Consider the following 23,761-nt stretch of genomic DNA (forward strand, 5'->3'; position numbering starts at 1 on the left):
CGCCGAAGCTGAGGCAATGAAATGAACGTCTCCCAACCCTGGGTCCGCTAGGGTAAGCCTGGATGCAGGTGGTTCCTCCTCACGGGCCGACGGCATCGGAGTGCACAAGATGGAAGATCATGGAGGTCTTCACAGGCAAACCGGAGTATCCATCATGCAGCTTACGCCAGTTGGAGTTGACATAGCAAAGTCGGTGTTTCAGGTACACCACGTGGACATCGAAACGGGGGAGATCGTGAACAAGGCGATCAAGCGCATCGGATTTCTGGAGTACTTTGCCAATCGCACGCCGTGCCTGATTGGCATGGAAGCGTGTGGCGGCGCGCAGCACTGGGCGCGCGAGTTGATGAAGCTAGGACACCAAGTCAAGCTGATGCCTGCGCGCTTGGTCAAGGCATTCAACATCGGCAACAAGAGCGATGCGGCGGATGCCAAAGCAATCTGGCTGGCGGTGCAGCAACCTAGCAAGGCCGTCGCGGTCAAGTCCGAGGACCAGCAGGCGGTGCTGGCCATGCATCGCGTACGGCAGCAGTTGGTCAAGATTCGCACTATGCAGATTAACGCGCTGCGTGGATTGCTGACCGAGTACGGCGAGGTTATGGGCAAGAGCCGTGCGGCTTTGGACAATGGGATGCCTGGTGCGTTGAAAAAGCTTGCCGATCGATTGCCAGCCATGCTGATTGACACCCTGCGCGAACGGTACAGCGAGCTAACGAAACTGGATGAACAGATTGGCAAGATCGAGCAACGGCTCAAGGTGTGGATGAGGCAAGACAAGGCATGCCAGGCCATCGCGGAGATTCCCGGCGTTGGGCTGTTAACCGCCACGGCAGCAGTCGCCACAATGGGAGACGCCAAGGTATTCCGATCAGGTCGAGAGTTTGCAGCGTTTATCGGTTTGGTACCGAAGCAGTCGGGCTCGGGTGGCAAGGTGAACCTGCTAGGCATCAGCAAGCGGGGCGACACGTATTTGCGCACGCTGCTGATTCATGGTGCGCGTAGCGTGCTTGCGCACGCGAAAGATTCTGGGTCGTGGGTTGAACAGATTCGCAAGCGCCGGCCACCGAACGTGGTGATTGTGGCGCTGGCCAACAAGATGGCCCGCACGATGTGGGCGGTACTGGCGCATGAGCGCCAGTACGACAAAGGTTACATCGGCGCCAAGCCGGTATGACCCAGATACAGAGTTGGAGAAGATCAACTCTCACACAGGATAGATCATCCAAGGTTGCGCAGGCATTTTGCGTGTGATGACAGACCAGGTAGGACCGTGACTTGCTGAACCTGAGTAGTTTGCAGAGCTCAAAGCTCGTTGAGGCAATAAGGCGCAAGTCAGCGGATTTCATCGGGGCCCGCAGCAGAGAAACCGGCTGCAACAAGGCCGGATATACAGCTGCAACCCATCCTGTCCGTCTACACACAAGAGAGCTTGCTCAAACGGGAGACGTTCATATACAAACTATTATCGGCAGCTTAAAAAGCTTGCCCCCGAGCCGCTATTAACTTAAACCAACCAGCCTCCACGATTTCCAGGGCGGTTCAGGCATAGGGTAGCGGTGAGGCAGTAGCGAAGGAATACCTTGTCTTCACACGTTCCACGGCTTGCGCATGGTTGTGCGGGCTAGCGCGCCATAGAATCTACCGGCGTAACAACCATTAGAAGCCTCGCCACAGTGTCGCCCACGTTCTTTCCTCGATGGGCCTTTTCACAGTTGAAGTGAACACAATCGCCGGGCTCCAGAATGGCTACACGGCCATTGATTTCAAATTCGAGCCGCCCCTCCAGCAAATACAGAACTTCCTCTCCTTTGTGAACTAGAGACTCATTGGGCAGTGATTCTCCTGGCATATAAGTCAGTTCAAAGGCGCTCATTTGCTGGTCGGCCAATGTTCCGCTGGTAAGCCGATATGTGTATCCCTTTCCTTCCATCGCGGCGCCACGCCCTCTTTCGACGGCCCGGCTGATTACGAAGTCGGGTTGTGCTTCCTCTCCGGGACCTTCAAAGAATTCTCGTAGCGGAATGCCGAGGCGGTCGGCGATCACAATCAAATTGGAGATGGACGCGTTTGTCTCCCCCCGCTCGAGCCGGGACAGGAACCCCGCGGATAGCGCTGTCTGCTCACTCAGTGAGTCCAGTGTGAACTCCTTGGCCTTCCTAGCGGCTCTGATCCGCTTTCCGAGCTGACGTGAGACCGCCTCAACCCGCTGCTCTACGTTCATGGCGATGTATCAAAAAAGTGCATGCAATGCACAAAATTGTACATGCGGCGCACGAAAAAGGAGAGCTTTCCCGGGGCGCGAGTCCTTCTTACTGCCTCAGGGAAAACCATGATGGCTTGCGAAAAATGCTAAAGGTAGCGCGCACCGCGCCAAAAAATTGCAAAAAAAAGCGGATCAACCCCGATAGGCACCAAAAAAACTTCACCACCCGTCATGGCCGTGATGCGTGCCGCTTGCCTGGAAACTTGTCTTTCACGGAAAAAGCTTTCGCCCCAAGCAATAGTGTGTACCATGCAATAAAATTTGCATGTAAGAAAATTTCCTGCACCAGCAACCGTCTAAGGACCCATCATGTCGAGAAACCTGCGAGCCGTAAAGCGTTCAACTTGTTGCGTCGTGGCGAGTGTGCCGCTGGCGCTTGCCTCATTCATGGCCAGCGCCCAAGTTTCAGACGGCGTTGTCAAGATTGGCATCCTCAACGATCAATCCGGACCCTACTCCGACCTCGCGGGAAAGGGCTCCGTTGAGGCAGCACGCCTTGCGATAGAAGAGTTCGGAGGGAAGGTCGCAGGGAGCAAGGTGGAACTTGTCGTAGGCGACCATCAGAACAAGGCTGACGTTGGCGCGACGAAGGCCCGGCAATGGTTCGACCGGGAAGGCGTAGATGCAATCGCAGATTTCTCGAATTCCAGCGTGGGCTTAGCAGTACAAGGTCTCGCGGCGGAGCGGAAGAAAATCACGCTTGTCGCAGCGGCGTCAGGGGAATTCACCGGCAAAGCTTGCTCTCCATACTCAACGCAGTGGGTTTACAACTCATACAGCAACGGGCACGGCCTTGCCAAGATGCTAACCAAGCGGGGCTATGACTCTTGGTATTTGATGACCGTCGATTACGCTTTCGGTCATGCGTTTGCGGCCGACATTCGCAAGACGGTCGTTGATGCAGGCGGGAAGGTGGTTGGTGAAGTGAAGTTTCCCCTTAATTCACCTGATCTGAGCTCCTACCTTATTCAGGCGCAGAACTCCGGCGCAAAAGTAGTGGTGTCCGCAAGTGCTGGTAGCGACATGGTTTCGACGGTAAAGCAAGCCGCCGAATTTGGCCTCACGCGAAAGCAAACCTTGGCTGCCCCCGCCGTGTTCATTACAGACGTCCACAGTATGGGGCTGAAAAGCGCCCAAGGCCTTCAGTTTCTGACGGCGTTTTACTGGGACCGCAACGAAGCAACGCGGGCCTGGTCGCGAAAGTTCTTCGAGCGTCGCAAAGCGATGCCGACAATGTCCCAGGCGGGCATCTACTCAGCCGTGCGTCACTATCTGAAGGCTATCGAAGCAGCGAAAACAGATGACGCAGCTGCGGTGGCGGCGAAGATGCGCGAGCTTCCCATTAAGGACATGTTCACGGACAACGGCTGGATCCGTGAAGACGGACAAGTGATGCACGACATGTACCTTGTTGAAGTTAAAAAGCCCGCCGAATCCAAGGCCCCTTGGGACTACTACAAGGTCATCGAAACCGTCCAAGCCAAGGAGGCCTTTCAGCCTCTGGCAGAGAGCAATTGCCCTCTCGTACGTAAGTAATCGAACCCACCAGAACCGCAATCACTTTTTTCCCAATACGGAGAATTTCTGTGCAATACGATATCCAGTTGAAGCTTGACGAAGTCCACGCTCTTACTAAACGCCTGCTTCTGGCGCAAGGCTTCAATGAGCGCCATGCGACCGCTATCGCGAATACCGTAACGGCAGCAGAGCGGGATGAGTGCCGCCACCACGGTCTGTTTCGAATCCCGTTTTATGTCAATGCGTTCCGCGCAGGCCAGGCTTCAGGGGATGCCGAGCCTACCGTAACAAAGATTGCGCCGGCAATTATCAAAGTTGACGCGCACTATGGGTTCTCACCGCTGGCGCTGGAGGTGGCTGACGTACCGCTCGCCGAACTCGCTAAAGAGACAGGGATCGCCGCAGTTGCGATCAATAACGCGCTGAGCGTCTCGGCGCTGTGGCCAGAAGTCGAGCGTCTTGCGGAGAAGGGTCTTGTCGGATTTGCTTTCGTCGCTGCAAGTCCGTACGTCGCACCTGCAGGTGGCACGAAACCGCTCTATGGCACCAATCCTATGGCCTTCTCGTGGCCTCGCGCGAATCATCCGCCGGTCGTGTTCGACCAGGCTTCCAGCGCGAGCGCTCGCGGCGAGATTCAGGTTCGGCTGCGTGACGGTCGACAACTGGAGGAAGGCTGGGCGGTGGGGCCGGACGGACAGCCGACCACAGATCCCGCCACCGCACTGGCTGGTGCTCAGTTGCCGTTCGGCGGTGTCAAGGGGGCGGCGATTGCCATGATGGTTGAACTGCTGGCGGGGCCGCTTGTTGGCGACCTGCTCAGCTATGAAGCTGGCGAAAAGGATGTGGCAAATACCGGTGCACCTTGTGGTGGCGAGCTCATTATTGCCATCGACCCGGTGCGCTGCATTCAGAACGGCGATCGTGCCGCTCAGCTCGCGCACGGTGAACGCCTGTTCTCGAAGATCCTTGAGCAGAAGGGTACGCGCCTGCCTTCGGACCGCCGGTATGAAGCACGCAAGCGCACCGTGCTCGAGGGAGTCACTGTGCCGACCGCCCTCTACCAGCAACTCCTCGAGTACAGCACTGGCGAGTACTCCGGAAAGCGAAACGCCTATGAGGGTGATGACCTGATCAAAGGCTCGCAGAAGACCGAAGCCTGAGGTAATCGCTGTGTCCGACTATCAAGCAACCGAAAATACCCGCATCCATAGGCGTCCGGAGCGAGGGCACTATGACCGAGATCTGGTTCACTCGATCATCGATGAGGCATTGGTTTGCCACGTCGCCTTCGTAGCGGACGGTAGTCCCCGGATCATTCCAACCACGATTCTCCGTGTGGGTGAAAACGTCTACCTCCACGGTAGTCCTCAGAATCGAATGTTGACTACCCTCGCCGAAGGGGTGCCTGCTTGCATCTCGATTACCCATGTCGACGCCATCGTCGCCGGGCGGTCGGGCTTCGGGTGCAGTGTTGACTACCGATCCGTCGTGATCTTTGGCACGGGAGAGGTCGTCAACGATCCGGTGGAGAAGGCAAACTTGCTCTACGCCGTTATCGACGATGTGCTGCCCGGGCATCAGGTCCGGCAGCACAAGGATAGCGAGATCGGTGCAACGTTGGTTCTAAAATTTCCACTTAAGGAAGTTTCGGCCAAAGTCCGCGATATCGGTGTGAAGGATGTCGAATCCGATTACGACCTGGATGCCTGGGCAGGCGTGATCCCTCTCAGCATCGTGCCCGGTGATGTGCAAGACGATCCCCGACTAAAGCCCGGAATCACAACTCCTGCCTACGCCCGAAACTATCTTGGGCCGTCCCGTAAGCAGCGTTAAGCCAGTAGCAGGGCCGCAAGCGCGTGCTCTGCCGTCATGGCCGCCAACTGCTGGACGGCCGAAAAACAATTCAGGTACTTCAATGTCGTCGAATGTATTGGAGGTTGAGGGGCTGACAAAGCGCTTCAACGGCTTTTGCGCGGTTGATGGCGTGAATCTGCGCGTACGGAGGGGAAGCATCCACGCTCTGATAGGGCCGAACGGCGCTGGTAAGTCGACTTGCTTCAACTTACTCACGAAGTTCCTTGAGCCATCGGCTGGCACCATTCTCTTTGATGGCGTGGACATTACGAGGGACAAGCCAGCACAAATTGCACGTAGGGGCATCATCCGTTCGTTTCAAATTTCGGCTGTGTTCCCTCACATGAGCGTGCTTGAGAACGTGCGAATCGCCCTACAGCGAAAGGTCGGCACGTCCTATCACTTTTGGCGAAGCGAGAAGTCGCTGCGAGTCCTGAATCGTCACGCGCTTGAATTGCTCGATGAGGTGGGACTCGCGGAATTCGCTGAAAGCGCGACAGTCAACCTATCTTATGGCAGAAAGCGAGCTCTGGAGATCGCCACCACGCTGGCGATGGAGCCCGAGCTGATGCTGCTGGACGAGCCCACGCAGGGCATGGGCCACGAGGACGTGGACCGCGTGACGCAGCTGATCAAGAAGGTCTCCGCCGGCCGCACCATCCTGATGGTCGAGCACAACATGAACGTGGTGTCGTCGATCGCCGACAAGATCACGGTGCTGCAACGTGGCGCCATCCTGGCCGAAGGGCCGTACGCCGAGGTGTCGAAAGACCCGCGCGTGATGGAAGCCTACATGGGCACCGCCGACGCCGAACTGCAGGGGGCCCACTGAGATGAGCATCCACCCATCCGACGCATCCAACGTCCCCGCGCTGGAAATCAAGGACCTGCACGCCTGGTACGGCGAATCGCACATCCTGCATGGCGTGGACCTGACCGTGAACCGTGGCGAGGTGGTCACGCTGCTGGGTCGCAACGGCGCCGGCCGCACCACCACCATGCGCGCGATCATGGGCCTGACCGGCACGCGCAAGGGATCGATCAAGATCAACGGCAACGAGACCATCGGCCTGCCCACGCACAAGATCGCGCACTACGGCATCGGCTACTGCCCGGAAGAGCGGGCGATCTTCTCGAGCCTGTCGTGCGAGGAAAACCTGCTGCTGCCGCCGGTGCTCAAGGGCGCCAAGGGTGGCGACACCCCCGGCATGAGCGAGGCCGAGATCTACGAGATGTTCCCGAACCTGCGCGAGCGCAAGCAGAGCCAGGGCACGCGGCTATCGGGCGGCGAGCAGCAGATGCTGGCCGTGGGCCGCATCCTGCGCACGGGCGCGAACCTGCTGCTGCTGGACGAAATCTCCGAGGGCCTGGCCCCGGTGATCGTGCAGGCGCTGGCGCGCATGATCCTGATGCTCAAGAAGAAGGGCTACACCGTGGTGATGGTGGAGCAGAACTTCCGCTTTGCCGCGCCGCTGGCCGACCGCTTCTACGTGATGGAGCACGGCGCCATCGTCGAACGCTTTGCCGCCAGCGAGCTGCAAGCCAAGATGCCGGTGCTGAACGAACTGCTCGGCGTATAACAAGGGACCCCACGTTTCATGAATTTCGATATTGGAATCCCACTGCCGGCGCTGCTGTCCCAGCTGCTGCTGGGACTTGTCAACGGCGCGTTCTACGCGATGCTCAGCCTGGGCCTGGCCGTGATCTTCGGCCTGCTCAACGTGATCAACTTCGCCCACGGCGCACTGTTCATGCTGGGCGCCGTGCTGGCCTGGGCCGGCATGGAGTACGCCGGCCTCAACTACTGGGTCATGCTGTTGCTGTCGCCGCTGGTCGTAGCCGTGATTGGCGTGGCAATCGAGAAATCGATGCTGCGCTGGATCTACAAGCTCGACCACATCTACGGCCTGCTGCTGACGCTGGGCATCACGCTGGTGATCGAGGGCGTGATGCGGTCGGCCTACGGCGTCTCCGGCCTGCCCTACTCGCCGCCCGACGCGCTGCAGGGCGCCACGGACCTCGGCTTCATGGTGCTGCCGAACTATCGCGCCTGGGTGGTCGTGGCCTCCGTGGTGGTCTGCCTGGCCACCTGGTTCACGATCGAGAAGACCAAGCTCGGCGCCTACCTGCGCGCGGGCACCGAGAACCCGAAGATCGTCGAGGCATTTGGCATCAATGTGCCGCTGATGGTCACGCTGACCTACGGCTTCGGCGTGGCCCTGGCTGCTTTTGCCGGGGTGCTGGCGGCGCCCGTGATCCAGGTGTCGCCGCTGATGGGCCAGAACCTAATCATTGTCGTATTCGCCGTGGTGGTCATTGGCGGCATGGGCTCGATCATGGGCTCAATCGTAACGGGTCTGGCGTTGGGGGTGATTGAAGGGCTGACCAAGGTGTTCTATCCCCAAGCATCATCCACTGTCGTCTTTTTCATTATGGTCATTGTGTTGCTACTTCGTCCCGCCGGGCTGTTTGGGAGAGATAAATAAGATGAAAGAACCTACAGGACAGACCATGAGGATCGGCGACTCTTCGACCAGAGTATTGGACCTTGATCGCACTAAGTGGAAGGGACAAGCAGCAGCTTGTTCGGTCGCAATCGCGGCGCTGACCTTGGCGCCGTTCTACGGTGCATATCCAGTGCTGGTGCTCAAGGTTCTCTGCTTTGCACTGTTCGCTTGCGGCTTCAACTTGTTGATTGGCTTCGCGGGACTGCTGTCTTTCGGACACGCTGCGTTCTTCGGCGGAGCCGGATACGTCGCGGGATATGCCATGAAAACTTGGGGCATACCGCCGGAACTCGGTCTACTGGTTGGGGTAATAGCAGGAGCAGCTCTGGGCTATGTGGTGGGGTCATTGGCGATTCGTAGGCAAGGGATTTATTTCGCAATGATTACGCTTGCCCTCGCTCAAATGCTGTACTTCATCTTCTTGCAGGCTCCATTCACGGGCGGAGAAGATGGTCTGCAAGGAATCCCTCGAGGAAAGCTCCTCGGAGCCGTCTCGCTCGACAGCGATTTGGCGATCTACTACTTTGTCCTCGTGATTCTTGTGGCGGCCTTCGCGTTAGTTGTTCGGACCGTTCATTCTCCTTTCGGTCAGGTCCTGCGAGCAATCAAGGAAAACGAGCCCCGGGCAGTTTCCCTAGGCTATGACACCGACAAATTCAAGCTCATTGCTTTCGTGCTGTCCGCCTCTCTATCCGCGCTTGCAGGAACGCTTAAGGCGCTCGTTCTAGGATTCGCAACGCTTACGGATGTGCACTGGACGATGTCAGGTGCAGTCATTCTCATGACGCTCGTGGGCGGCCTCGGAACTCTAACCGGTCCAATTGTCGGCGCTGTTTTGATTGTAGCGATCGAGAACAAATTGGGCGATGTCGGCACCTTCTTGGCAACCACGACGGGCTTTACTTGGTTTGAGACGTTGGGTGAGTCTGTTCCCATGGTGACTGGCCTGATTTTCATTGTTTGTGTTCTGACTTTTCGGCAAGGACTCGTCGGAATGGCCTCGCGGTTGCTCAGGCCACACAGATGACCACCGAGCGCCCCCCAAAGCTGCTGCAGTTCTTCCGCGGTTTGCGTTAAGGGGGTGGAGGAAAACAGGAGCCGACGACTCGAACAGGTATCGCAGCCTGCGACAGGTGCGCGGACCGCCGCCTGGAGCGCGAGTGAATTGGATTCATCTGAGCTCTCGCGCATCACACCTCATCAATCTAATCAGGAATCTCTATGACGAACAATTTGCCAGAGAACGAGCCGGTCCTCACTTATGGATCTTCTACGCGTGAGCGTGCGGGTATTATTGCTGCCCTCAAGGAGCGTAGCGGCGTGGTGACGGACATCCCGTTAGTCATCAACGGGAAGCGGTACAACGGGAGCAACAAGCAGTTACTTCATGCGCCGCACGATCACCGCCGTCGCATTGCTTCGGTGAGCCAAGCCGGCCCCGAGGAAGTGAGCCGCGCAATCTCCTCGGCGGTCTCTGCGCAGCGTGACTGGGCCGCAATGCCGTTTGAGGCGCGTGCCGCGGTGTTCTTGCGGGCTGCAGATATGCTTGCCGGACCGTGGCGACAGAAGCTTAATGCCGCAACGATGCTCGGCCAAAGTAAGACCGTTTATCAGGCGGAGATTGATTCGGCGTGCGAGCTGATCGACTTCCTGCGTTTCAACGTCTCGTTCGCGCGCGACCTGCTGCAACAGCAGCCGATGTCGAGCCCGGGCATGCGTAACACCATGGACTATCGGCCTCTGGAGGGCTTCGTTTATGCCGTTACGCCGTTCAATTTCACCGCGATTGCGGGGAACTTGCCTACGGCCCCCGCATTGCTTGGCAACACCATCGTATGGAAGCCCGCGTTCACGGCTTCGCTGAGCAATTACTTGTTCCTAGAGCTGCTCGAATCCGCGGGGCTCCCTCCTGGGGTGATCAATTTCGTCCCTGGATCCGCAGCGAACGTATCGGAGGCAGTGCTCGAATCGCCGGATTTTGCGGGGCTGCACTTCACTGGCTCTACGGAGGTGTTTGATTCGCTGTGGCAACAAGTAGCGCAGCGGTTGCCGAGCTACCGCGGCTATCCTCGGCTTGTGGGGGAGACTGGCGGCAAGGACTTTGTGCTTGTGCATGCGTCTGCCGATCCGGATGCTGTCGCAGTCGCACTCCTGCGAGGCGCCTTCGAGTACCAGGGCCAGAAGTGCAGTGCCGCGTCACGAGCATACATTCCCGCTTCGCTGTGGCCGCGAGTCAGGACTCGACTGCTCGACGATTTGGCAAGTGTGCGTATGGGGGATGTTGAAGATCTGGAGAATTTTATCGGTGCCGTCATTGACAAAAAGGCTTTCGAACGAATTTCTGGTTACATCAACAGTGCTCGGTCGACGGGCGAGAAGCTCCTGGCCGGAGGTACTTGCGACGATAGTTACGGCTACTTTGTCGCGCCGACTGTTATCGAAGTTAAGAATCCGCAGGCCGTGACAATGCGTGAAGAGATCTTTGGCCCGGTACTTTCTGTGATGATCTATCCGGACAAGGCGTGGAAAGATATCCTCTCGACGGTCGATGGTACGAGTCCCTACGCGCTTACCGGTGCGGTCTTCGCCAACGACCGACAAGCATTGGAAGAGGCGAGCCAGCACCTGCGGTTCAGCGCCGGTAACTTCTACCTCAACGACAAGCCAACGGGCGCGGTAGTCGGTCAGCAGCCATTTGGTGGAGGACGTCGCAGTGGAACCAACGATAAGGCTGGTTCGGTACTGAATCTGCAGCGTTGGACGTCTCCTAGGACGATCAAGGAAACGTGGGTGCCCGCAGCGGCCTATCGCTACCCACACATGGACTGATATTTACATACCGTCGCACGATGCAGCGCTGTTCAGAGATAGTAGCTCGGTTGAGAGAAGACATTCGAAGCGGCCAACTGCCGGTCGGAGCAGTGCTGCGTCAGGACGCTCTGGCGACGCGGTTTGAGACGAGCCGGATGCCGGTCCGCGAAGCGTTGCGGATGCTAGCGGCAGAGGGCCTTGTTCGTCAGGAGCACTACCGGGGCGCGACTGTTCTGGGTCCCGACGAGAAACTGCGTCGCGATTGGATCGACTTGCGTCGGGTCCTTCAGTGCCATGCGCTAGGCTTAGCAGTGCCGTTGATGGCGCCGACTGACCTGGACCGGATCGACGCGCTGTTCGGTCGGCTGTGCGCGTTGGCCAACTCTACAATGGTCTCCCCAGGATGTAGCGAGGTTGAGATGGCCTTGCAGCTAGCCTTTGTTTCGTCGCAGCCGAATCAAGCTGTGGCGATGGTTCTGAGTGACGCGATAAGGGGTTCGACGTCACCACCCCAACGTCTGCAGGGAATGCCGCTTCTTATGTTGGGAGCGACGGTGGCCCATTGTCGTTCGCGTCGATCCGCAGACGCCGTCTCAGCCCTGCGAAAGTACTTGGAACTGCTTGATGGGCTTTCGCCATAGCATGAGCTGCAGGCCTCGCGCCGACGCCATGGGCACCATTACCCGCATAATCTGGATCCGTGACGATAGCGTAATCGAAAGGATTCAAAAGTACTTGGCCGGCTAAGAGTGCGCCTTCACAGTTACCAGTGACAATAATTAGCGGCCAGGCAGACCTTCCAAGCGGCCCAGAGGAATACAGCTAAGTGGCCCTTTTCGTGGCGTCGCTGCTCTCCAAGAATGCAAGTTCTCAATGGAATCGACCGCTATGAGCACACAGAACACGACATCCACGGAAGACTTTCCCACCACCGAACGCACCCGGGTTCGCCGACTCCACGAAAGGGGCTCGCATGGGCGTGAGGACGTATACCGAATACTCGATGAAGCCCCGCTGTGCCACGTGGGTTACGTCATTGATGGCACCCCCTACGTGACGCCCACTTTGCACTGGCGGGATGGTGACCGCCTGTACTGGCATGGCTCGTCGGCTAGCCGCTTTCTTCGGAAAGCGGAGGGCACCCAGGTATGTGTCACGTGCAGCTTCATGGATGGCTTCGTTCTGGCGCGTTCTGCCTTCTTTCATTCGTCCCGGTACCGATCGGCCATGGCTTTTGGCAAGGCCCAGATTCTAGAAGGGGAGGAAGCGAAAAAGGCAGCCTTGAAGCACTTCATCGAAGGTCTCTTCCCTGGACGCTGGGACACGTTGCGTCCGATGCAGTCGCAGGAACTCAAGGCGACCTCCATCCTTTACATGGACATCGAAGAAGCAACTGCTAAAACACGCGAGGGTTTCCCGAATGATCCGGAGGACGCAAACTTCCCGGTGTGGGCAGGCGCTATTCCTATGACCTACAAGACCAGTGGAGCAGAGGATGCCCCGGACCTGCCCGCAGGTATTGCCGTCCCTGATTACGTAGCAAACCTGGCGTCCACCGGAAAGCTCCGCACGCCGTACTCTCCTAAAGAATAAGAATGTACGTTCGCTCGGAGAGATTGACATCCACTGTTGTCTTTCGGGGGGGGCCATAACCTCGAATCACGCCGGTAAAGTGCCGTGGCGACAGATATACTTATTTTATGTAGCTATCTTTCAAAAAATACCGAGCATGATTTTGCAAATCCCGGAAATCGTAACGGAAATCGTTGGTTCACTGGCGGAAATTGCCATGGTGGTGTTGGTTTCTTTCAGTGCCCATGCTTGACTGTCATGACCGAGGGTGCGACAGCTCAGTCCCTCAGGGCAGGGAAGGATTGCGCATGCAGGGACCGAGTCGGCTTGTCGATGCCAAGCCGTGATTCGAAACTCTACCCCGAGGCCCGCTATGAAACCAGAGTGGAAGGAAAACAGGTGTTCGCAATAAATCGGTCCCTGGCTGCCCGATCGCGAAGCGGGAAAGGTGCGCGCGACACCGCCGACATATGTGCTTTGGACGCTCTGCGTGGACGCGCCTTACGCTCCCAGGTACCGATAGAGGCAGCGTTCAGCGACCGTTGTCGGGTACCTGGATTTGCCGGCCGAATCGGCCGCCGCCTTCTCTGACGGGTGGCTACGTACCGGAGATGTCGGTTGTCGTGATGACGATGGTCTCGTGACGCTGATGGGACTAAGCAAGGAGATGTATGTGCAGGGGCGGCTTCAATGTCTACCCGATCGAAGTCGAGAATGTGTTGTTGCGCCATCCGGATGTGCTCATGGTCGCTGGCATTGGCGTTCCCGATCCGGTGCTCGGAGAAGTCGGACACTACTATGTTGTGCCCAAGCCTGGCGTGCAGCCATCGGAGCAATCTCTGATCGATTATTGCCGCACGCCGCTGGCTGACTACAAGGCACCACGACAAATCATATTCCGCGATTCCCTGCCAATGACACCAATGGGAAAAATCGCGAAGGCCAGGCTCTTGGAAGAACTCTCGGCAACTTCGACCAGCACTTAGAAGGCCTAACAAAATGACTTCCTGAGGTGACGCCAGATGATGCAACAGGCGATTTCCAGGAAGGCTTCGTGGATGGTGGCGAGGCGCTCGAAGCGCATGCGCAATCTCTTGAAGTTGTGCAGCCAAGCAATTGTTCGTTCTACAACCCAACGGGTTTTGCCAAGACCACTGCAATGCGGTTCACCGCGACGGGCGATCTCGGTGGCGATGCCGGCGGCGTGAAGCGGCTTGCGATACTTGTCGTGGTCGTACCCGCGATCACCCTGGACGATGCAGGGCTTGGACAATGGACGGCCGCGTTTGCCGCAGATAGGCGGAATCGCCTCGACCAGCGGCAGCAGTTGGGTGACGTCGTTGCGATTGGCGCCGGTCAGTATCAGCGCCAGCGGTATGCCTTGGGCCTCCGTCAGGAGGTCATGCTTTGAACCGGGTCGCGCGCGATCGGCGGGGTTGCTCATTCCAGGAATGGGCAGAACTTCATCGCGAACCTCGCGTTCGAGGGAGACCCATCGCGGATCAATGGCGCGGGCTCCTCTCGCTCACTTGCTTCCTCGTTGCCCGAAGCCGTAGTGTGGTGCGGAGTGACACGGAGGTCACCGAGAGAAGCATTCATCGGGCAATGCATGCCGCATCGCTTATCGGCATTGGACCGTGACAAGGGAATGTCGTGTTCGGCCAATCCGATGGCCGTGCCTACTCGGGCTTGATCCCACTGCGTTGAGCAACCTCCGACCACTTCTTCAGTTCAGAAGCCAGGAAGCTTCGGAATTCGGCCGGGGGCGACAGAATCATGCGGGCACCCTGGCTTTCCATCTGTTTCACTAGGCTAGGATCGGCCGCAACTTTGTGCAGGTCCTTGTTGATTTGCTCGACAATGGGCGCTGGCAGTCCTGCCGGACCCAAGAGTCCGTACCAATTGAGGGACTCAACCCCTTCAAGGCCCGCCTCCTTGAACGTCATGGCATCCGGAAACAGGGGAAGACGCTTGGAGTCGGCCACGCCGACAACCCGCAGGGCGCCCGAGCGAACATGGGGCAGGACGGTGACCACGCTTGTGACGCCCATCGGCAGATGGCCACCGATGATGTCGATCATCATCGTCGCGCCGCCCTTGTATGGGACGCCAACCGTCTGCAGCTTCCCTTGTTGCTTGATCATCTCGCCCGTCAGGCGGGTCTGGCCTTCCGAGAATCCAATACCCAATCGTTCGTTGCGGGCCGCTGCAAGCACGTCCGGCAGCGTCTTGTACGGGCCATCGGCTCGCACCACAAGGACCGAAGGCGAGCTGCCGATATTTGTGATCGGCGTGAAGGCCTTGTCGGTGTCATAAGGGATGCTTTTCATCACCACCGGATTCACCGCGTGAGAACCCACTACTAGCAGCAGCGTGTGTCCGTCCGCCGGCGCGCGCGCGACGACGTTTGTCCCGATCACGCCGTTGGCGCCGATCAGGCTCGCTGGGGCGAGGTGGTGAAGCAGGCCAACATCCGCATCGATTAACCGGCGCGGCACCACTGCAAGTCATCTTGTATCGGACCCTGGCCTATTCGGCTGGTGCCGGCGATCCGGATTTACTCCAGAAGGGCGCGAGATTGTCTTGCCGCCTCCTGCAAGGACGCCCCATCCGTGCTCTCGTCGAGAAGCAGCGTCATATTGGCTTCGATGCTTCGAATCTTGCCGGAAACGAACGCCGGGCCGGTGTGGGCAAACTCGATCAGCCTGTTCATGAACTGCGCCACTGCCGGCGCCATTGTCACCATCTCGCGCACACCCATTCGATTGGCGTCTCGCAAGCGGTTGAACACTGCGATGGCCCGAATCGCCAACGGCGTTCCCGGCGTGGCGTATCTGCGTCACGTGCTGAGCCGCATCGCCGATCATCCGATCAACCGGATTCAGATCGACGTCGCGGTATCGGGTAGCGTTCTACGGCAAACTACCGGCCGCAAAGCTACGAGCGGCCGGAGGTCGAGTGCACCGAGAGCCGGGGCGAGATGTTGTGATGGATTTTGATGCGTTATTCGTGAGAAGCCATTACCGTGCACGGTGTGTGGGCCGTCAGAAGCGAGTGCGCATGCCTACGCCCACGCCTGTGCGCGTGGTTGCCCCACCGAACGGAACCAATGGGCTGTTCGTATCGGATATCGAAGCACCACTGAGTTTGCTGCGGTCCGCTTCAAGATACACGTCGGCGCGCTTTGACATGCTATACATGGCGACCAGGTACCCGGTTTGCAACATGCCGGATGATCCCTGTGCGGCGCCGGCAACGTTGTCGCGCATGTACGTTGCGACGAATCGCCATGCTGGGCTCGGTTGATAGGTCAGGCCAATCACACCCATACGGTCGTGGCGACGTGAAGTCTGCGTGCCCGCACCGAGGGCGGTATTTGCGTTGCTACCAATGCTGGTGTTGGCGAGCGGGGCGTTTGTGCCACTTGCCCCGACGATGAAGCCTGCATCTCGCCGCGAATCAACGTAGTACGCATGTACGGTAAAGTCGCCGAAGGAGTATTTGCTCCCCGCCGTCCATAGCGTCAGATCGTTGCCATTAGCATCTCGGGATTGTTGCCCGGCTCCGCCAAAAAGCAAATTTCCTGTTTCATAAGTGGTCGCGAACTGCATGCTTCTGCCGCGCGATGCGTTCCCGGATTGCTCTCCGAACGAGTACTGTGCGTTCACGGCGAGGCCGCCCAACTTGTTCGAGTAATCGACGGTGTTGTCAAAGCGGACGCCGGTGAGGAAAACTTCCCAACTCTCTTCAGGGTAGTTGCCAGTGAAGATTGGGTCAACTTGTGCCAGGAAGGTATAGGCTGCACCGTATTGACGACCGGCCTTTACAGTGCCCAAGCTTGCCGTCGACAGACCGACCCAGGCTTGTCGTCCTAAAAGTTGGGCCTGTTGGCCGACTCTGCCAGCATCGGAGGTAAAACCACTCTCAAGGGTAAAAATCGCCTTATTGCCGACGCCCAGATCCTCCGCACCGCGTAGACCCCAACGTGCACCGTTGAAGGCGCCTTCAGCGAGCGCCACCTGACTCTTGGGTCCGTTGGCTGTAGGTTGATTTGTTGTGAAGCGAATCGATGTATCAATGACGCCGTACAACGATACGCTCGACTGAGCAAACGCGCTGCCCGTGAACAATGCTCCGCTGAGCACAAGGCCAGTCTTGCTATACTTCATTAAGGTCTCCTCCTGGGGTTGCTAGTTGTTGAGCAACTAGAGCGAACCAGCTCGTACTGTGGACGTACGAATCCCCGGCTCGCGTGAAAGCCGCCGTTGCTCTAGACGGTGTTCTTATTCGTGTCGAATTTCGGAATGCGGAACTTGCCGCCGGTCTCCGCAAGCAGGGAAGGGCGGGCGTTCCAGGTATGCGCTCCGCTCCGGAAAATCGGCCGCTTCGGAGGCCACCGATATTGCCTCGACGAGACGTAGGAGCGGGCCGGGCAGAATCGCGTCGTCGATCAGGCAGTAGCGTCGAAGCGGACGCGTTCGCTGCCTCATAGGGCGGCCCCGGATCCTCGAACTTTTAGTTGTTAGGCGGCACGCTTTTCAATGAACTCGCCAGTCAATAGAGAACCGGCGAGGCTCACCCCGAGATCTTGCGCACCTGTGCCGTACAGCCCATACAACTCCGCGAAGATCGGGCTGCCCAGATGCACGAACGGTCGCGGTGCAGCGCTCCATGACGTCGTCGTGAGGAAACATCTGTAGCTCGGCTCCGCATGCCAACACAACTGCGACGTCGTAAGGAGAATCGACGCTGAGTGCCTGGCGCAGTAACACGGCGAGTCGGTTTTCAATGTCGTCTCTCGACCTAAGCGAACTGGACAGGATCTCGCATACCGAAGCTCGGATGCGATGAAGCAACTCAGTAGAGCTGTCTTGATATTTCGTTCTCATGCGTGGCTTTCACGTGGTCTGCATAACGCCGGCTGCGGCTATGCGAGCTTGCCGCTGCTCGCTGGAGCGACTGGCGCCGAGAGCAATTGCATTACCCAGTCGGCCAACGCCATTGCCACAGCCCCTGGTTGTTCCGGTATCAAGGCGTGGCCTGCGTCGTCCACATGAACAACCGTCACGCGATCGCCTAATGCCTCCTTAAGGACGTGGGAGAATGTTCTTGGCGCGACCGTATCTTGTAGCGCTTGAACATCCAGCAGCGGGGCAGTGCCTGCCGAAAAGTAGTCGTCCACGGGTGTCGCGCGCCACGCCGCGTTCTGTATCGCTTTCACGGCTGGGTACCAACCATCCAGCCAGATGGCAGGATCATTTCCAGGCGCAAAGAACGCCTTTTGGAGATGTTGCAGCCGCAGCGAGTCCGGCAATGTGAGCTCACCACTCTGATAAACAGAATCCAAGATATCTGAAGGGATGGTGCTTTGCCCTTCGGGTGCCTTGCCTGCTGACGCGGCCAACAGGGCCACTCCCCGTACAAGCAAGGGGAAGTCTGAGGCTACGGTGCGTGCGATAAAGTTTCCGAGGGCATGGCCGGCGACAATGGCATCAGGTTCTCCCTCCTGTTCGATCACTGCTGCCACGTCTTCCGCCAAATCATGCAGGGTCAGATCATGGGTCGGTCCATAACTTTGGCCCATGCCGCGCGGAAACGGCCGAATGACCTTTAGGCCAGCGGACGCTAGTAGATTCGCCAGGCGATCAAAGTCGGCGGGACCTCGACCTAGCGAGGGAAGTAGGACAATTGGGTATCCGATTCCCTGTATCAGATACTGGATGGAGCAGGGACCGTAGGCCACAGTTTTGGATTGGCTGCGCATGATGTTTAAGCCCACTAAGGTATCGAGCGTCGCTTTCAGAATCGCCCTAGTCAGTCAAGAGGTAGATTTGCATCTCGGATGACTTTTCCATGTGCCTCTAACTGGGTGCGGAGCACTTGTGCAGCACCGTCTGGCGTGGATGTCTTCGGCTCGACGCTAATCATGCGCATCCGCCTGATGACGGCTGAATCGTTTAATGAATCAGTCACGGCCCGATTGACCTTCTGTACCACTGCCGTTGGCATGCGCGCTGGCCCCATCATGCCGAACCATGACTGGATCGGCATTGCAGGAACGCCGGCTTCCGTTAGGGTCGGGACCTCGGGAATTTCGGGATTGCGATCTTTCGCGAGGATGGCGAGAATGCGGAGCTTTCCTGCCTTCGCCATGGGAAGACCAGTGCCCAGTGTCGCGATGATGCCGTCTGCGTGGCCGCCAATCATGTCGTTCATCGCATTGGTCTCGCCTTTGTAGGGGACGTGCGTCATGTCGAGGCCTGCCGTTTTGGCGATATGGGCGAACGCTAGCTGCCCAGTCAGGTTTCCTGAGGCATAGTTGAGTTTTCCAGGATGCGCACTGGCATAGGCGATGAATTCAGGCAGGGTTTTGGCTGGAGTCCGCGGACTCACATAGACAGCGAACGTCGCCCGACCGATATCAGAGATCGGAGTCAGGTCCCTCAGGACGTCATAGGGTGGTTTTTTCTTGAGATGCTGCGCCGCAGACAGTGGGCCGTTGGTGGCTATCAACAAGGTGTAACCATCCGGTTTGGCTCGCACCACGTCCATGACCCCGATTACGCCATCTGCTCCCGCCTTGTTATCAACAATAACGGCTTGTCCAAGACGCACGGCTACGGCGTCCGCCATCGTGCGCGCGACGATATCGGTACTCACGCCTGCAGGAAACGGTACAACAATCCGAATGGGCTTGTTTGGGTAATCGGCGGCAACGGCCGCCGATACTGACGCGGCAAGGACGAAGCCGCTCAACATGCGTCCAACTGGTAAACATCTCATCAAGAACTTCGCCAACTTCGTCTCCAAAATGTTTTTTTGTGGAATCCAGGGGCGGGATGGTGTCAATCGACGCTTGCCCCGGATGCAGAGACTGCTCTCGCCCAACGATCGACCTCGCTCTTGAAGTATCGATTCGCTTCCGCGGGAGTATTGGCTCGGATGTCGAGGCCCTGCTTAACGAGGGCATCCTTCACTTCTTGGTTGCGAAGCGCTGCAACAAGAGCGGCATTAAGCTTTTGCACTGCGGCAGGGGGCGTCGCGGCTGGCGCTGCGACTACATGCCAGGATTCGACCACCAGATTCTTGTATCCCGCTTCCTGCAGCGTGGGCACGTCCGGTAGCAGGGGCGAGCGCGCTGATCCAGTCTGCGCAAGTGCACGCGCTTTTCCGGCTTGGATGTAGGGACGTGTCAAAAAGAGGGTGTCGAAGACCGCATCTACGTGACCTCCAATTAAGTCACTGACCGCGGGCGCGCTGCCCTTATATGGGACGTGATTCATCCTAATTCCGGCGTCCGACAGAAACATTGCGGTGGCCAGATGTGCGGAACCACCAACTCCCGACGAGCCGTAGCTCAGCGAGCCCGGTTTATCCCGCGCGGCCTGGATGAGGGATTGCACTGTTTTGTACGGCGACGAGGGCGGAACGATCAAGACCAGAGGCACAGCAGCGACATTCCCCACCATAGTCAGGTCTTTTACCGTGTCAAAGGGGAGCTTCTTGACTAGTGACGCGTTGATCGCCAGCGGAGTTGCTGTCCAAAGCAGGGTGTACCCGTCGGGCGGGCTATGCACGACATCCTGTGTGCCAATCACCGTTCCTGCGCCGCCCTTGTTATCAACGATAAGGGGCTGCCCGAGTTGCTCGCGCATCTTGCCGGCCACGATGCGAGCGACTTGGTCGGTGGTACCACCCGCAGGAAACGGCACCACTACACGTATCGGTTTGGTCGGGAACTCGGACGCTGCATTGGACGTCCCCGCGAAGAATGGTAGTGCGAGACTTAGCCCGATGATCGTCTTCCAAATATTTCTTGTTTGCAATCGGTTCATTGTTATGTCTTCCTCCATGTGTGTGGCGTCCGCTAGTATGTTGAGAGACCCGGGCGGCGTTTAATAGATTGTCCAATGATGTTGTTGGTAGCAGTACGGTCGAGCCTAGAAGCCTCGAATTGCTGGTTGACTGAGCGTGCGTCGGCGGCAGAATTTGAGCACGCAACCAACGAATCGATCTACTGAATCAGTCGCCGCGGAATTCCGGTGTGCGCTTCTCAGCAAACGCGCGCCTGCCTTCGATCCTGTCGGCGCTGTCGCGCAGCGCGCCCCACGCGATGTTGGAATGAGCGACAAACTCTGTGGGCGCCATGTGAGCAGTTTCGAGAGCCAGCTTTTTGACCATCTGCACCGCGAGCGGACCATTTGCAGCAATGCGGTCGGCGATATTGAGCGCCTCGGTGCGCAGGGTTTCCGGCGTGTATAGCTCGCTTACTAGTCCAATACGCAATGCTTGTTTGGCGTCGATGCGGTCGCCGGTAAGGGCGAGCTTCATCGCATGGGCTGCTGGAATTGCTCGAAGCAGGTACTGGACGCCACCCACCGCCGGAACACTGGCAACCCGAACTTCAGGCAGTGCGAAAGATGCACTATGGCTACCAATGCGCAAGTCACATTGCAGAGCGAGTTCGAGTCCGCCGCCGAGGCAATACCCGTTGACCGCCGCGATAACCGGCTTCCAGACCTGAAGGTCGCTGATATCAATGAGGCGTGTATAACCGCCTCGCTCTGCTTCCTTACCCCGACTTCCCAGAAGGCCGCGCGCAAAGGTTTGTTCTGGCGGAAAGGTTGCCTTGAGGTTCGCGCCGGTGCAGAACGCCTTGTCCCCAGCTCCGGTAATAACGATGACGCGGATTGTGTCGTCGTCCTGCGCAGCGCGCAAATGCTGCCGAAGGTTGAGGAGATCTGGAATCGTCAGAGCATTCAAGGACTCTGGCGCATCGAGTTCAAGCAGCAGTACTGCGCCCGATTGAGAGGATTGGATAGGCACGTAGTTACCCCTTGGTTTCAAACGCTCTGGCTAGAAAGCGATCGGCCGCCGCAGACGTAAAGTGTTTGACCAGTCACATATAAGGCGGCATTGCTGGCGAAGAATATGACCGCTGCGGCGACGTCCGCGGGCGTACCCATGCGGCGTGCCGGCACGCTAGCCTTGAGCCTTTCTCGGACTTCATCGTCATAGCCCTGCAGCAAGGGGGTGTCGATAATGCCTGGAGCAATAGCATTGACAGTGATGCAATCGCGCGCCAGTTCGATGGCGAGCGATCGGGTCAGACTTACGACCCCGCCCTTTGCTGCGGAGTAGTTGGCTTGTCCAAAGCCGCCTAGCCAGGCGCGGGATGAGATATTGATAATGCGCCCATAGCCCTGCTGGACCATTCCCTCTGCTAGGCTGCGTGCGCAGAGAAACTGTGATTTCAGGTTGACAGAGATCACTGAGTCCCAATCATCCTCAGTCATTTTGAGGAATCGCTTATCTCGCGTCATACCCGCATTGTTGACGAGTATGTCTGGGGTTTTCCAGCTAGCCGTCACGTGCTCGCGCGCAGAGTTTACGGCACCGCTGTCGGTCACATCGACTTCCAGTGCCATGAAGCGCTGCGGATCACGACCGAAGGAGGAGCCGAGTTCGGTGTCGAGGCGTTCACCTGCAGAAGCGACGGCTTCTTCACTGCGATCCCAGACCGCTACCCGGTATCCAGCCGACACCAGCGCACTCGCGATACCAAAACCGATGCCGCTTGCGCCGCCCGTGACGACTGCCACTTGCTGAGTGTTCATGATAAAAAAGGTCAATGAGGCGAAATTGAAAACGGGCTTAGAGCGACAAGATGGTGACCACCGCGGCGGCGGAGTCCCCGGCGAGTTGTCCGCCGTTATTTTCGGCGAGAGCGACTCGCGCGCCAGGACGTTGGCGCGCACCGGCGCGCCCGCGCAGTTGCTGAGTCAACTCGATAATCTGGGCCGCGCCGGTCGCACCAATCGGATGACCGCGGCTAAGCAGTCCGCCGCTCGGGTTGACGCTGATTCGGCCGCCAATGTCAGTGGCGCCGGAGCGCAGCAACTCCACTGCACCTCCGCCGGGCTTGCAGAGCCCGAGGTTTTCATAGTGAATAAGTTCTGCAGGAGCCGAGGCGTCATGTAGCTCGATGACGTGCAAATCTTCAGGGCCGATGCCAGAGATTTCGTAGGCTTTCCGTGATGCCGCCACTGCAACGGGTTCCCGCTCTCCGGAGGCTTTGGCCGAGACCACTGCGCTGGCCCGTACAAGCACCTTTGGCACTTCGAGGCTTGCAGCGCGAGCTTCCGAGCAAAGCACGATTGCTGCTGCCCCGTCCCCAATGGATGAGCACATGAACAACGTCAGCGGGTCGCTTACCATGCGACTCTGCAGTACCTCATCAATAGTGGTCGGTTGGCGGAACTGGGCCAGTGGGTTGAGTGAGCCGGCAAGGCGGCTCTTTACGACAACGCGCGCGAAGTCTGCGGACTCGCAGCCACTTTCGCTCATCCATTTGCGAGCTTTTGCGGCATACAGGTCCATAAACAAAGATCCGTTGCCTGCACGATATCCTTCTGGTAGGGGCTCCTCGAGGTCCACAGCGCGAGAGAAGGCACCGAAGGAAACTGCCTTGTCCTCGTGGCTCAGCTTCTCGGCGCCGACGACGATGGCCGTCTCACAAGCGCCGGATGCCACAGCAAGCCAGGCAAGATGGAATGCCGTGCTGCTGGACGCGCAGGCATTCTCGACGTTAAACATCGGTTTGCCATCGAGCCCCGTGGTGCGCAGAGACGATTGAGCGCGAATCATTTCCTGCCCAGTAACCACGCCGGCTGCGGCGTTGCCAAAATAGACCTGATCGATGGCATCAGCCGTGAGGCCGGCGTCGGACAAAGCGAGGAACACTGCTTCTTCGCTGAGGGACTTCAGGTTGCGCGGAAGGAATTTGCCGAACGGCGTCATGCCGACTCCGGCGACTACGACATTTCTCATGGGCGTGGTCTTCGAATCAGTTGAGGCGGGCAGCAGAAGGCCTGCCAAAAAAATGCATTAGTCCGGAAAGCGGCGGAGGGCGCTAAGGGCGCACCGCGCCCATCCGGTGAGGCGCGTTGGTCAGTCCAGAGCGCTGGGGTGTCGCGCGAGTGGAAGCACCTCGATTTCGAGATACGGGAATAGGGGTAGGGCGCTGACGGTAGCGTGAAAATCGTCCACGTCGACACAATCCCAAACCGACACGTTGGCAACGCGACCTGCAACGCGCCACAGGTGGCGCAGTTTTCCCCGGCGTTGATACTCCTGAGCTAGGGCAGTCTCGGCAGCACGCAACGCTTGAACCTTCTCGGCGGGGAGGTCAGGGGGGAGCTTGACAGTCATAAGGGTGCAGAAGAGCATTTTCGTT

General features: G+C 58.2%; 23 protein-coding genes and 1 pseudogene. 12 read left to right on the forward strand and 12 right to left on the reverse strand.

Features of this window, described 5'->3' with window-relative positions:
• The first annotated feature begins 154 nt into the window (after nucleotides 1–154).
• Nucleotides 155–1,174 (forward strand): IS110 family RNA-guided transposase, encoded by a 1,020-nt coding sequence (locus AC3FLX_RS30470; RefSeq protein ID WP_488700581.1) that lies wholly within the window; start codon nucleotides 155–157, stop codon nucleotides 1,172–1,174.
• 447 nt (nucleotides 1,175–1,621) lie between these two features.
• On the opposite strand, the gene AC3FLX_RS30475 is transcribed toward AC3FLX_RS30470, so the two are convergent.
• The gene (locus tag AC3FLX_RS30475; RefSeq protein WP_488701062.1) at nucleotides 1,622–2,221 is read right to left on the reverse strand and encodes a helix-turn-helix domain-containing protein; all 600 of its coding nucleotides are present in this window, start codon (nucleotides 2,219–2,221) and stop codon (nucleotides 1,622–1,624) included.
• Nucleotides 2,222–2,650: 429 nt separating this feature from the next.
• Between AC3FLX_RS30475 and AC3FLX_RS30480 the strand changes: the two genes are divergently transcribed.
• The 11 genes from AC3FLX_RS30480 (at nucleotide 2,651) to AC3FLX_RS30530 (ending at nucleotide 13,511) form a co-directional block, all read left to right on the forward strand.
• Nucleotides 2,651–3,799, forward strand: a complete 1,149-nt coding sequence (locus AC3FLX_RS30480) for an ABC transporter substrate-binding protein (protein WP_488701114.1) — start codon at nucleotides 2,651–2,653, stop codon at nucleotides 3,797–3,799.
• Between the two features lie 50 nt (nucleotides 3,800–3,849).
• On the forward strand, nucleotides 3,850–4,941 hold the full coding sequence (locus AC3FLX_RS30485) for an Ldh family oxidoreductase (RefSeq protein ID WP_488701063.1): 1,092 nt from the start codon (nucleotides 3,850–3,852) through the stop codon (nucleotides 4,939–4,941).
• Nucleotides 4,942–4,951: 10 nt separating this feature from the next.
• Nucleotides 4,952–5,614: a pyridoxamine 5'-phosphate oxidase family protein gene (locus AC3FLX_RS30490; RefSeq protein WP_488701064.1), complete on the forward strand. Its 663-nt coding sequence runs from the start codon at nucleotides 4,952–4,954 to the stop codon at nucleotides 5,612–5,614.
• 82 nt (nucleotides 5,615–5,696) lie between these two features.
• Complete coding sequence (locus AC3FLX_RS30495) at nucleotides 5,697–6,467, forward strand: ABC transporter ATP-binding protein (protein WP_488701065.1); 771 nt, start codon at nucleotides 5,697–5,699, stop codon at nucleotides 6,465–6,467.
• Nucleotide 6,468: 1 nt separating this feature from the next.
• A complete protein-coding gene (locus AC3FLX_RS30500) occupies nucleotides 6,469–7,215 on the forward strand; it encodes an ABC transporter ATP-binding protein (protein WP_488701066.1) in 747 nt (248 codons plus the stop codon).
• 18 nt (nucleotides 7,216–7,233) lie between these two features.
• A complete protein-coding gene (locus tag AC3FLX_RS30505; protein WP_488701067.1) occupies nucleotides 7,234–8,121 on the forward strand; it encodes a branched-chain amino acid ABC transporter permease in 888 nt (295 codons plus the stop codon).
• A 1-nt stretch (nucleotide 8,122) separates the two neighbouring features.
• Nucleotides 8,123–9,169 (forward strand): branched-chain amino acid ABC transporter permease, encoded by a 1,047-nt coding sequence (locus tag AC3FLX_RS30510; protein WP_488701068.1) that lies wholly within the window; start codon nucleotides 8,123–8,125, stop codon nucleotides 9,167–9,169.
• A 194-nt stretch (nucleotides 9,170–9,363) separates the two neighbouring features.
• Nucleotides 9,364–10,971: an L-glutamate gamma-semialdehyde dehydrogenase gene (pruA, locus tag AC3FLX_RS30515; protein WP_488701069.1), complete on the forward strand. Its 1,608-nt coding sequence runs from the start codon at nucleotides 9,364–9,366 to the stop codon at nucleotides 10,969–10,971.
• A gap of 20 nt (nucleotides 10,972–10,991) precedes the next feature.
• On the forward strand, nucleotides 10,992–11,594 hold the full coding sequence (locus AC3FLX_RS30520) for a GntR family transcriptional regulator (RefSeq protein WP_488701070.1): 603 nt from the start codon (nucleotides 10,992–10,994) through the stop codon (nucleotides 11,592–11,594).
• 247 nt (nucleotides 11,595–11,841) lie between these two features.
• Nucleotides 11,842–12,546 (forward strand): pyridoxamine 5'-phosphate oxidase family protein, encoded by a 705-nt coding sequence (locus AC3FLX_RS30525; RefSeq protein ID WP_488701071.1) that lies wholly within the window; start codon nucleotides 11,842–11,844, stop codon nucleotides 12,544–12,546.
• 650 nt (nucleotides 12,547–13,196) lie between these two features.
• Nucleotides 13,197–13,511: an AMP-binding enzyme gene (locus AC3FLX_RS30530; protein WP_488701072.1), complete on the forward strand. Its 315-nt coding sequence runs from the start codon at nucleotides 13,197–13,199 to the stop codon at nucleotides 13,509–13,511.
• A gap of 5 nt (nucleotides 13,512–13,516) precedes the next feature.
• Here the strand turns inward: AC3FLX_RS30530 and AC3FLX_RS30535 are convergent.
• The 11 genes and pseudogenes from AC3FLX_RS30535 to AC3FLX_RS30585 all read right to left on the reverse strand — a co-directional run.
• A pseudogene (locus tag AC3FLX_RS30535) lies at nucleotides 13,517–13,963 on the reverse strand (IS5 family transposase); the annotation flags it as partial.
• 241 nt (nucleotides 13,964–14,204) lie between these two features.
• Nucleotides 14,205–15,026, reverse strand: a complete 822-nt coding sequence (locus AC3FLX_RS30540; RefSeq protein WP_488701073.1) for a tripartite tricarboxylate transporter substrate-binding protein — start codon at nucleotides 15,024–15,026, stop codon at nucleotides 14,205–14,207.
• Between the two features lie 56 nt (nucleotides 15,027–15,082).
• The gene (locus AC3FLX_RS30545) at nucleotides 15,083–15,337 is read right to left on the reverse strand and encodes a hypothetical protein (protein WP_488701074.1); all 255 of its coding nucleotides are present in this window, start codon (nucleotides 15,335–15,337) and stop codon (nucleotides 15,083–15,085) included.
• 232 nt (nucleotides 15,338–15,569) lie between these two features.
• Nucleotides 15,570–16,694, reverse strand: coding sequence for a porin (locus tag AC3FLX_RS30550; RefSeq protein ID WP_488701075.1), 1,125 nt, complete (start codon nucleotides 16,692–16,694; stop codon nucleotides 15,570–15,572).
• A 758-nt stretch (nucleotides 16,695–17,452) separates the two neighbouring features.
• On the reverse strand, nucleotides 17,453–18,289 hold the full coding sequence (locus AC3FLX_RS30555) for an alpha/beta fold hydrolase (RefSeq protein WP_488701076.1): 837 nt from the start codon (nucleotides 18,287–18,289) through the stop codon (nucleotides 17,453–17,455).
• 50 nt (nucleotides 18,290–18,339) lie between these two features.
• A complete protein-coding gene (locus AC3FLX_RS30560) occupies nucleotides 18,340–19,323 on the reverse strand; it encodes a Bug family tripartite tricarboxylate transporter substrate binding protein (RefSeq protein ID WP_488701077.1) in 984 nt (327 codons plus the stop codon).
• Between the two features lie 47 nt (nucleotides 19,324–19,370).
• Nucleotides 19,371–20,360: a tripartite tricarboxylate transporter substrate binding protein gene (locus AC3FLX_RS30565; RefSeq protein WP_488701078.1), complete on the reverse strand. Its 990-nt coding sequence runs from the start codon at nucleotides 20,358–20,360 to the stop codon at nucleotides 19,371–19,373.
• 187 nt (nucleotides 20,361–20,547) lie between these two features.
• Nucleotides 20,548–21,351: an enoyl-CoA hydratase/isomerase family protein gene (locus tag AC3FLX_RS30570; RefSeq protein WP_488701079.1), complete on the reverse strand. Its 804-nt coding sequence runs from the start codon at nucleotides 21,349–21,351 to the stop codon at nucleotides 20,548–20,550.
• Between the two features lie 17 nt (nucleotides 21,352–21,368).
• Nucleotides 21,369–22,142 carry an SDR family oxidoreductase gene (locus AC3FLX_RS30575; RefSeq protein WP_488701080.1) on the reverse strand — a complete coding sequence of 258 codons (774 nt, stop codon included), beginning with the start codon at nucleotides 22,140–22,142 and terminating at the stop codon, nucleotides 21,369–21,371.
• A gap of 37 nt (nucleotides 22,143–22,179) precedes the next feature.
• A complete protein-coding gene (locus AC3FLX_RS30580) occupies nucleotides 22,180–23,355 on the reverse strand; it encodes a thiolase family protein (RefSeq protein ID WP_488701081.1) in 1,176 nt (391 codons plus the stop codon).
• Between the two features lie 120 nt (nucleotides 23,356–23,475).
• Nucleotides 23,476–23,754 (reverse strand): muconolactone Delta-isomerase family protein, encoded by a 279-nt coding sequence (locus AC3FLX_RS30585; RefSeq protein WP_488701082.1) that lies wholly within the window; start codon nucleotides 23,752–23,754, stop codon nucleotides 23,476–23,478.
• Nucleotides 23,755–23,761: the final 7 nt, after the last annotated feature.

It is taken from the genome of Cupriavidus sp. 291-E7, assembly GCF_057798835.1.

Excerpts from the sequence above, each read along its gene's own strand:
- AC3FLX_RS30495 (WP_488701065.1), top strand. The coding sequence starts at position 5,697 with ATGTCGTCGAATGTATTGGAGGTTGAGGGGCTGACAAAGCGCTTCAAC.
- AC3FLX_RS30525 (WP_488701071.1), top strand. The coding sequence starts at position 11,842 with ATGAGCACACAGAACACGACATCCACGGAAGACTTTCCCACCACCGAA.
- pruA (WP_488701069.1), top strand. The coding sequence starts at position 9,364 with ATGACGAACAATTTGCCAGAGAACGAGCCGGTCCTCACTTATGGATCT.
- AC3FLX_RS30475 (WP_488701062.1), bottom strand. The coding sequence starts at position 2,221 with ATGAACGTAGAGCAGCGGGTTGAGGCGGTCTCACGTCAGCTCGGAAAG.
- AC3FLX_RS30580 (WP_488701081.1), bottom strand. The coding sequence starts at position 23,355 with ATGAGAAATGTCGTAGTCGCCGGAGTCGGCATGACGCCGTTCGGCAAA.
- AC3FLX_RS30520 (WP_488701070.1), top strand. The coding sequence starts at position 10,992 with ATGCAGCGCTGTTCAGAGATAGTAGCTCGGTTGAGAGAAGACATTCGA.
- AC3FLX_RS30565 (WP_488701078.1), bottom strand. The coding sequence starts at position 20,360 with ATGAACCGATTGCAAACAAGAAATATTTGGAAGACGATCATCGGGCTA.
- AC3FLX_RS30480 (WP_488701114.1), top strand. The coding sequence starts at position 2,651 with ATGGCCAGCGCCCAAGTTTCAGACGGCGTTGTCAAGATTGGCATCCTC.
- AC3FLX_RS30555 (WP_488701076.1), bottom strand. The coding sequence starts at position 18,289 with ATGCGCAGCCAATCCAAAACTGTGGCCTACGGTCCCTGCTCCATCCAG.
- AC3FLX_RS30505 (WP_488701067.1), top strand. The coding sequence starts at position 7,234 with ATGAATTTCGATATTGGAATCCCACTGCCGGCGCTGCTGTCCCAGCTG.
- AC3FLX_RS30585 (WP_488701082.1), bottom strand. The coding sequence starts at position 23,754 with ATGCTCTTCTGCACCCTTATGACTGTCAAGCTCCCCCCTGACCTCCCC.
- AC3FLX_RS30575 (WP_488701080.1), bottom strand. The coding sequence starts at position 22,142 with ATGAACACTCAGCAAGTGGCAGTCGTCACGGGCGGCGCAAGCGGCATC.
- AC3FLX_RS30500 (WP_488701066.1), top strand. The coding sequence starts at position 6,469 with ATGAGCATCCACCCATCCGACGCATCCAACGTCCCCGCGCTGGAAATC.
- AC3FLX_RS30530 (WP_488701072.1), top strand. The coding sequence starts at position 13,197 with ATGTGCAGGGGCGGCTTCAATGTCTACCCGATCGAAGTCGAGAATGTG.
- AC3FLX_RS30470 (WP_488700581.1), top strand. The coding sequence starts at position 155 with ATGCAGCTTACGCCAGTTGGAGTTGACATAGCAAAGTCGGTGTTTCAG.
- AC3FLX_RS30510 (WP_488701068.1), top strand. The coding sequence starts at position 8,123 with ATGAAAGAACCTACAGGACAGACCATGAGGATCGGCGACTCTTCGACC.
- AC3FLX_RS30550 (WP_488701075.1), bottom strand. The coding sequence starts at position 16,694 with ATGAAGTATAGCAAGACTGGCCTTGTGCTCAGCGGAGCATTGTTCACG.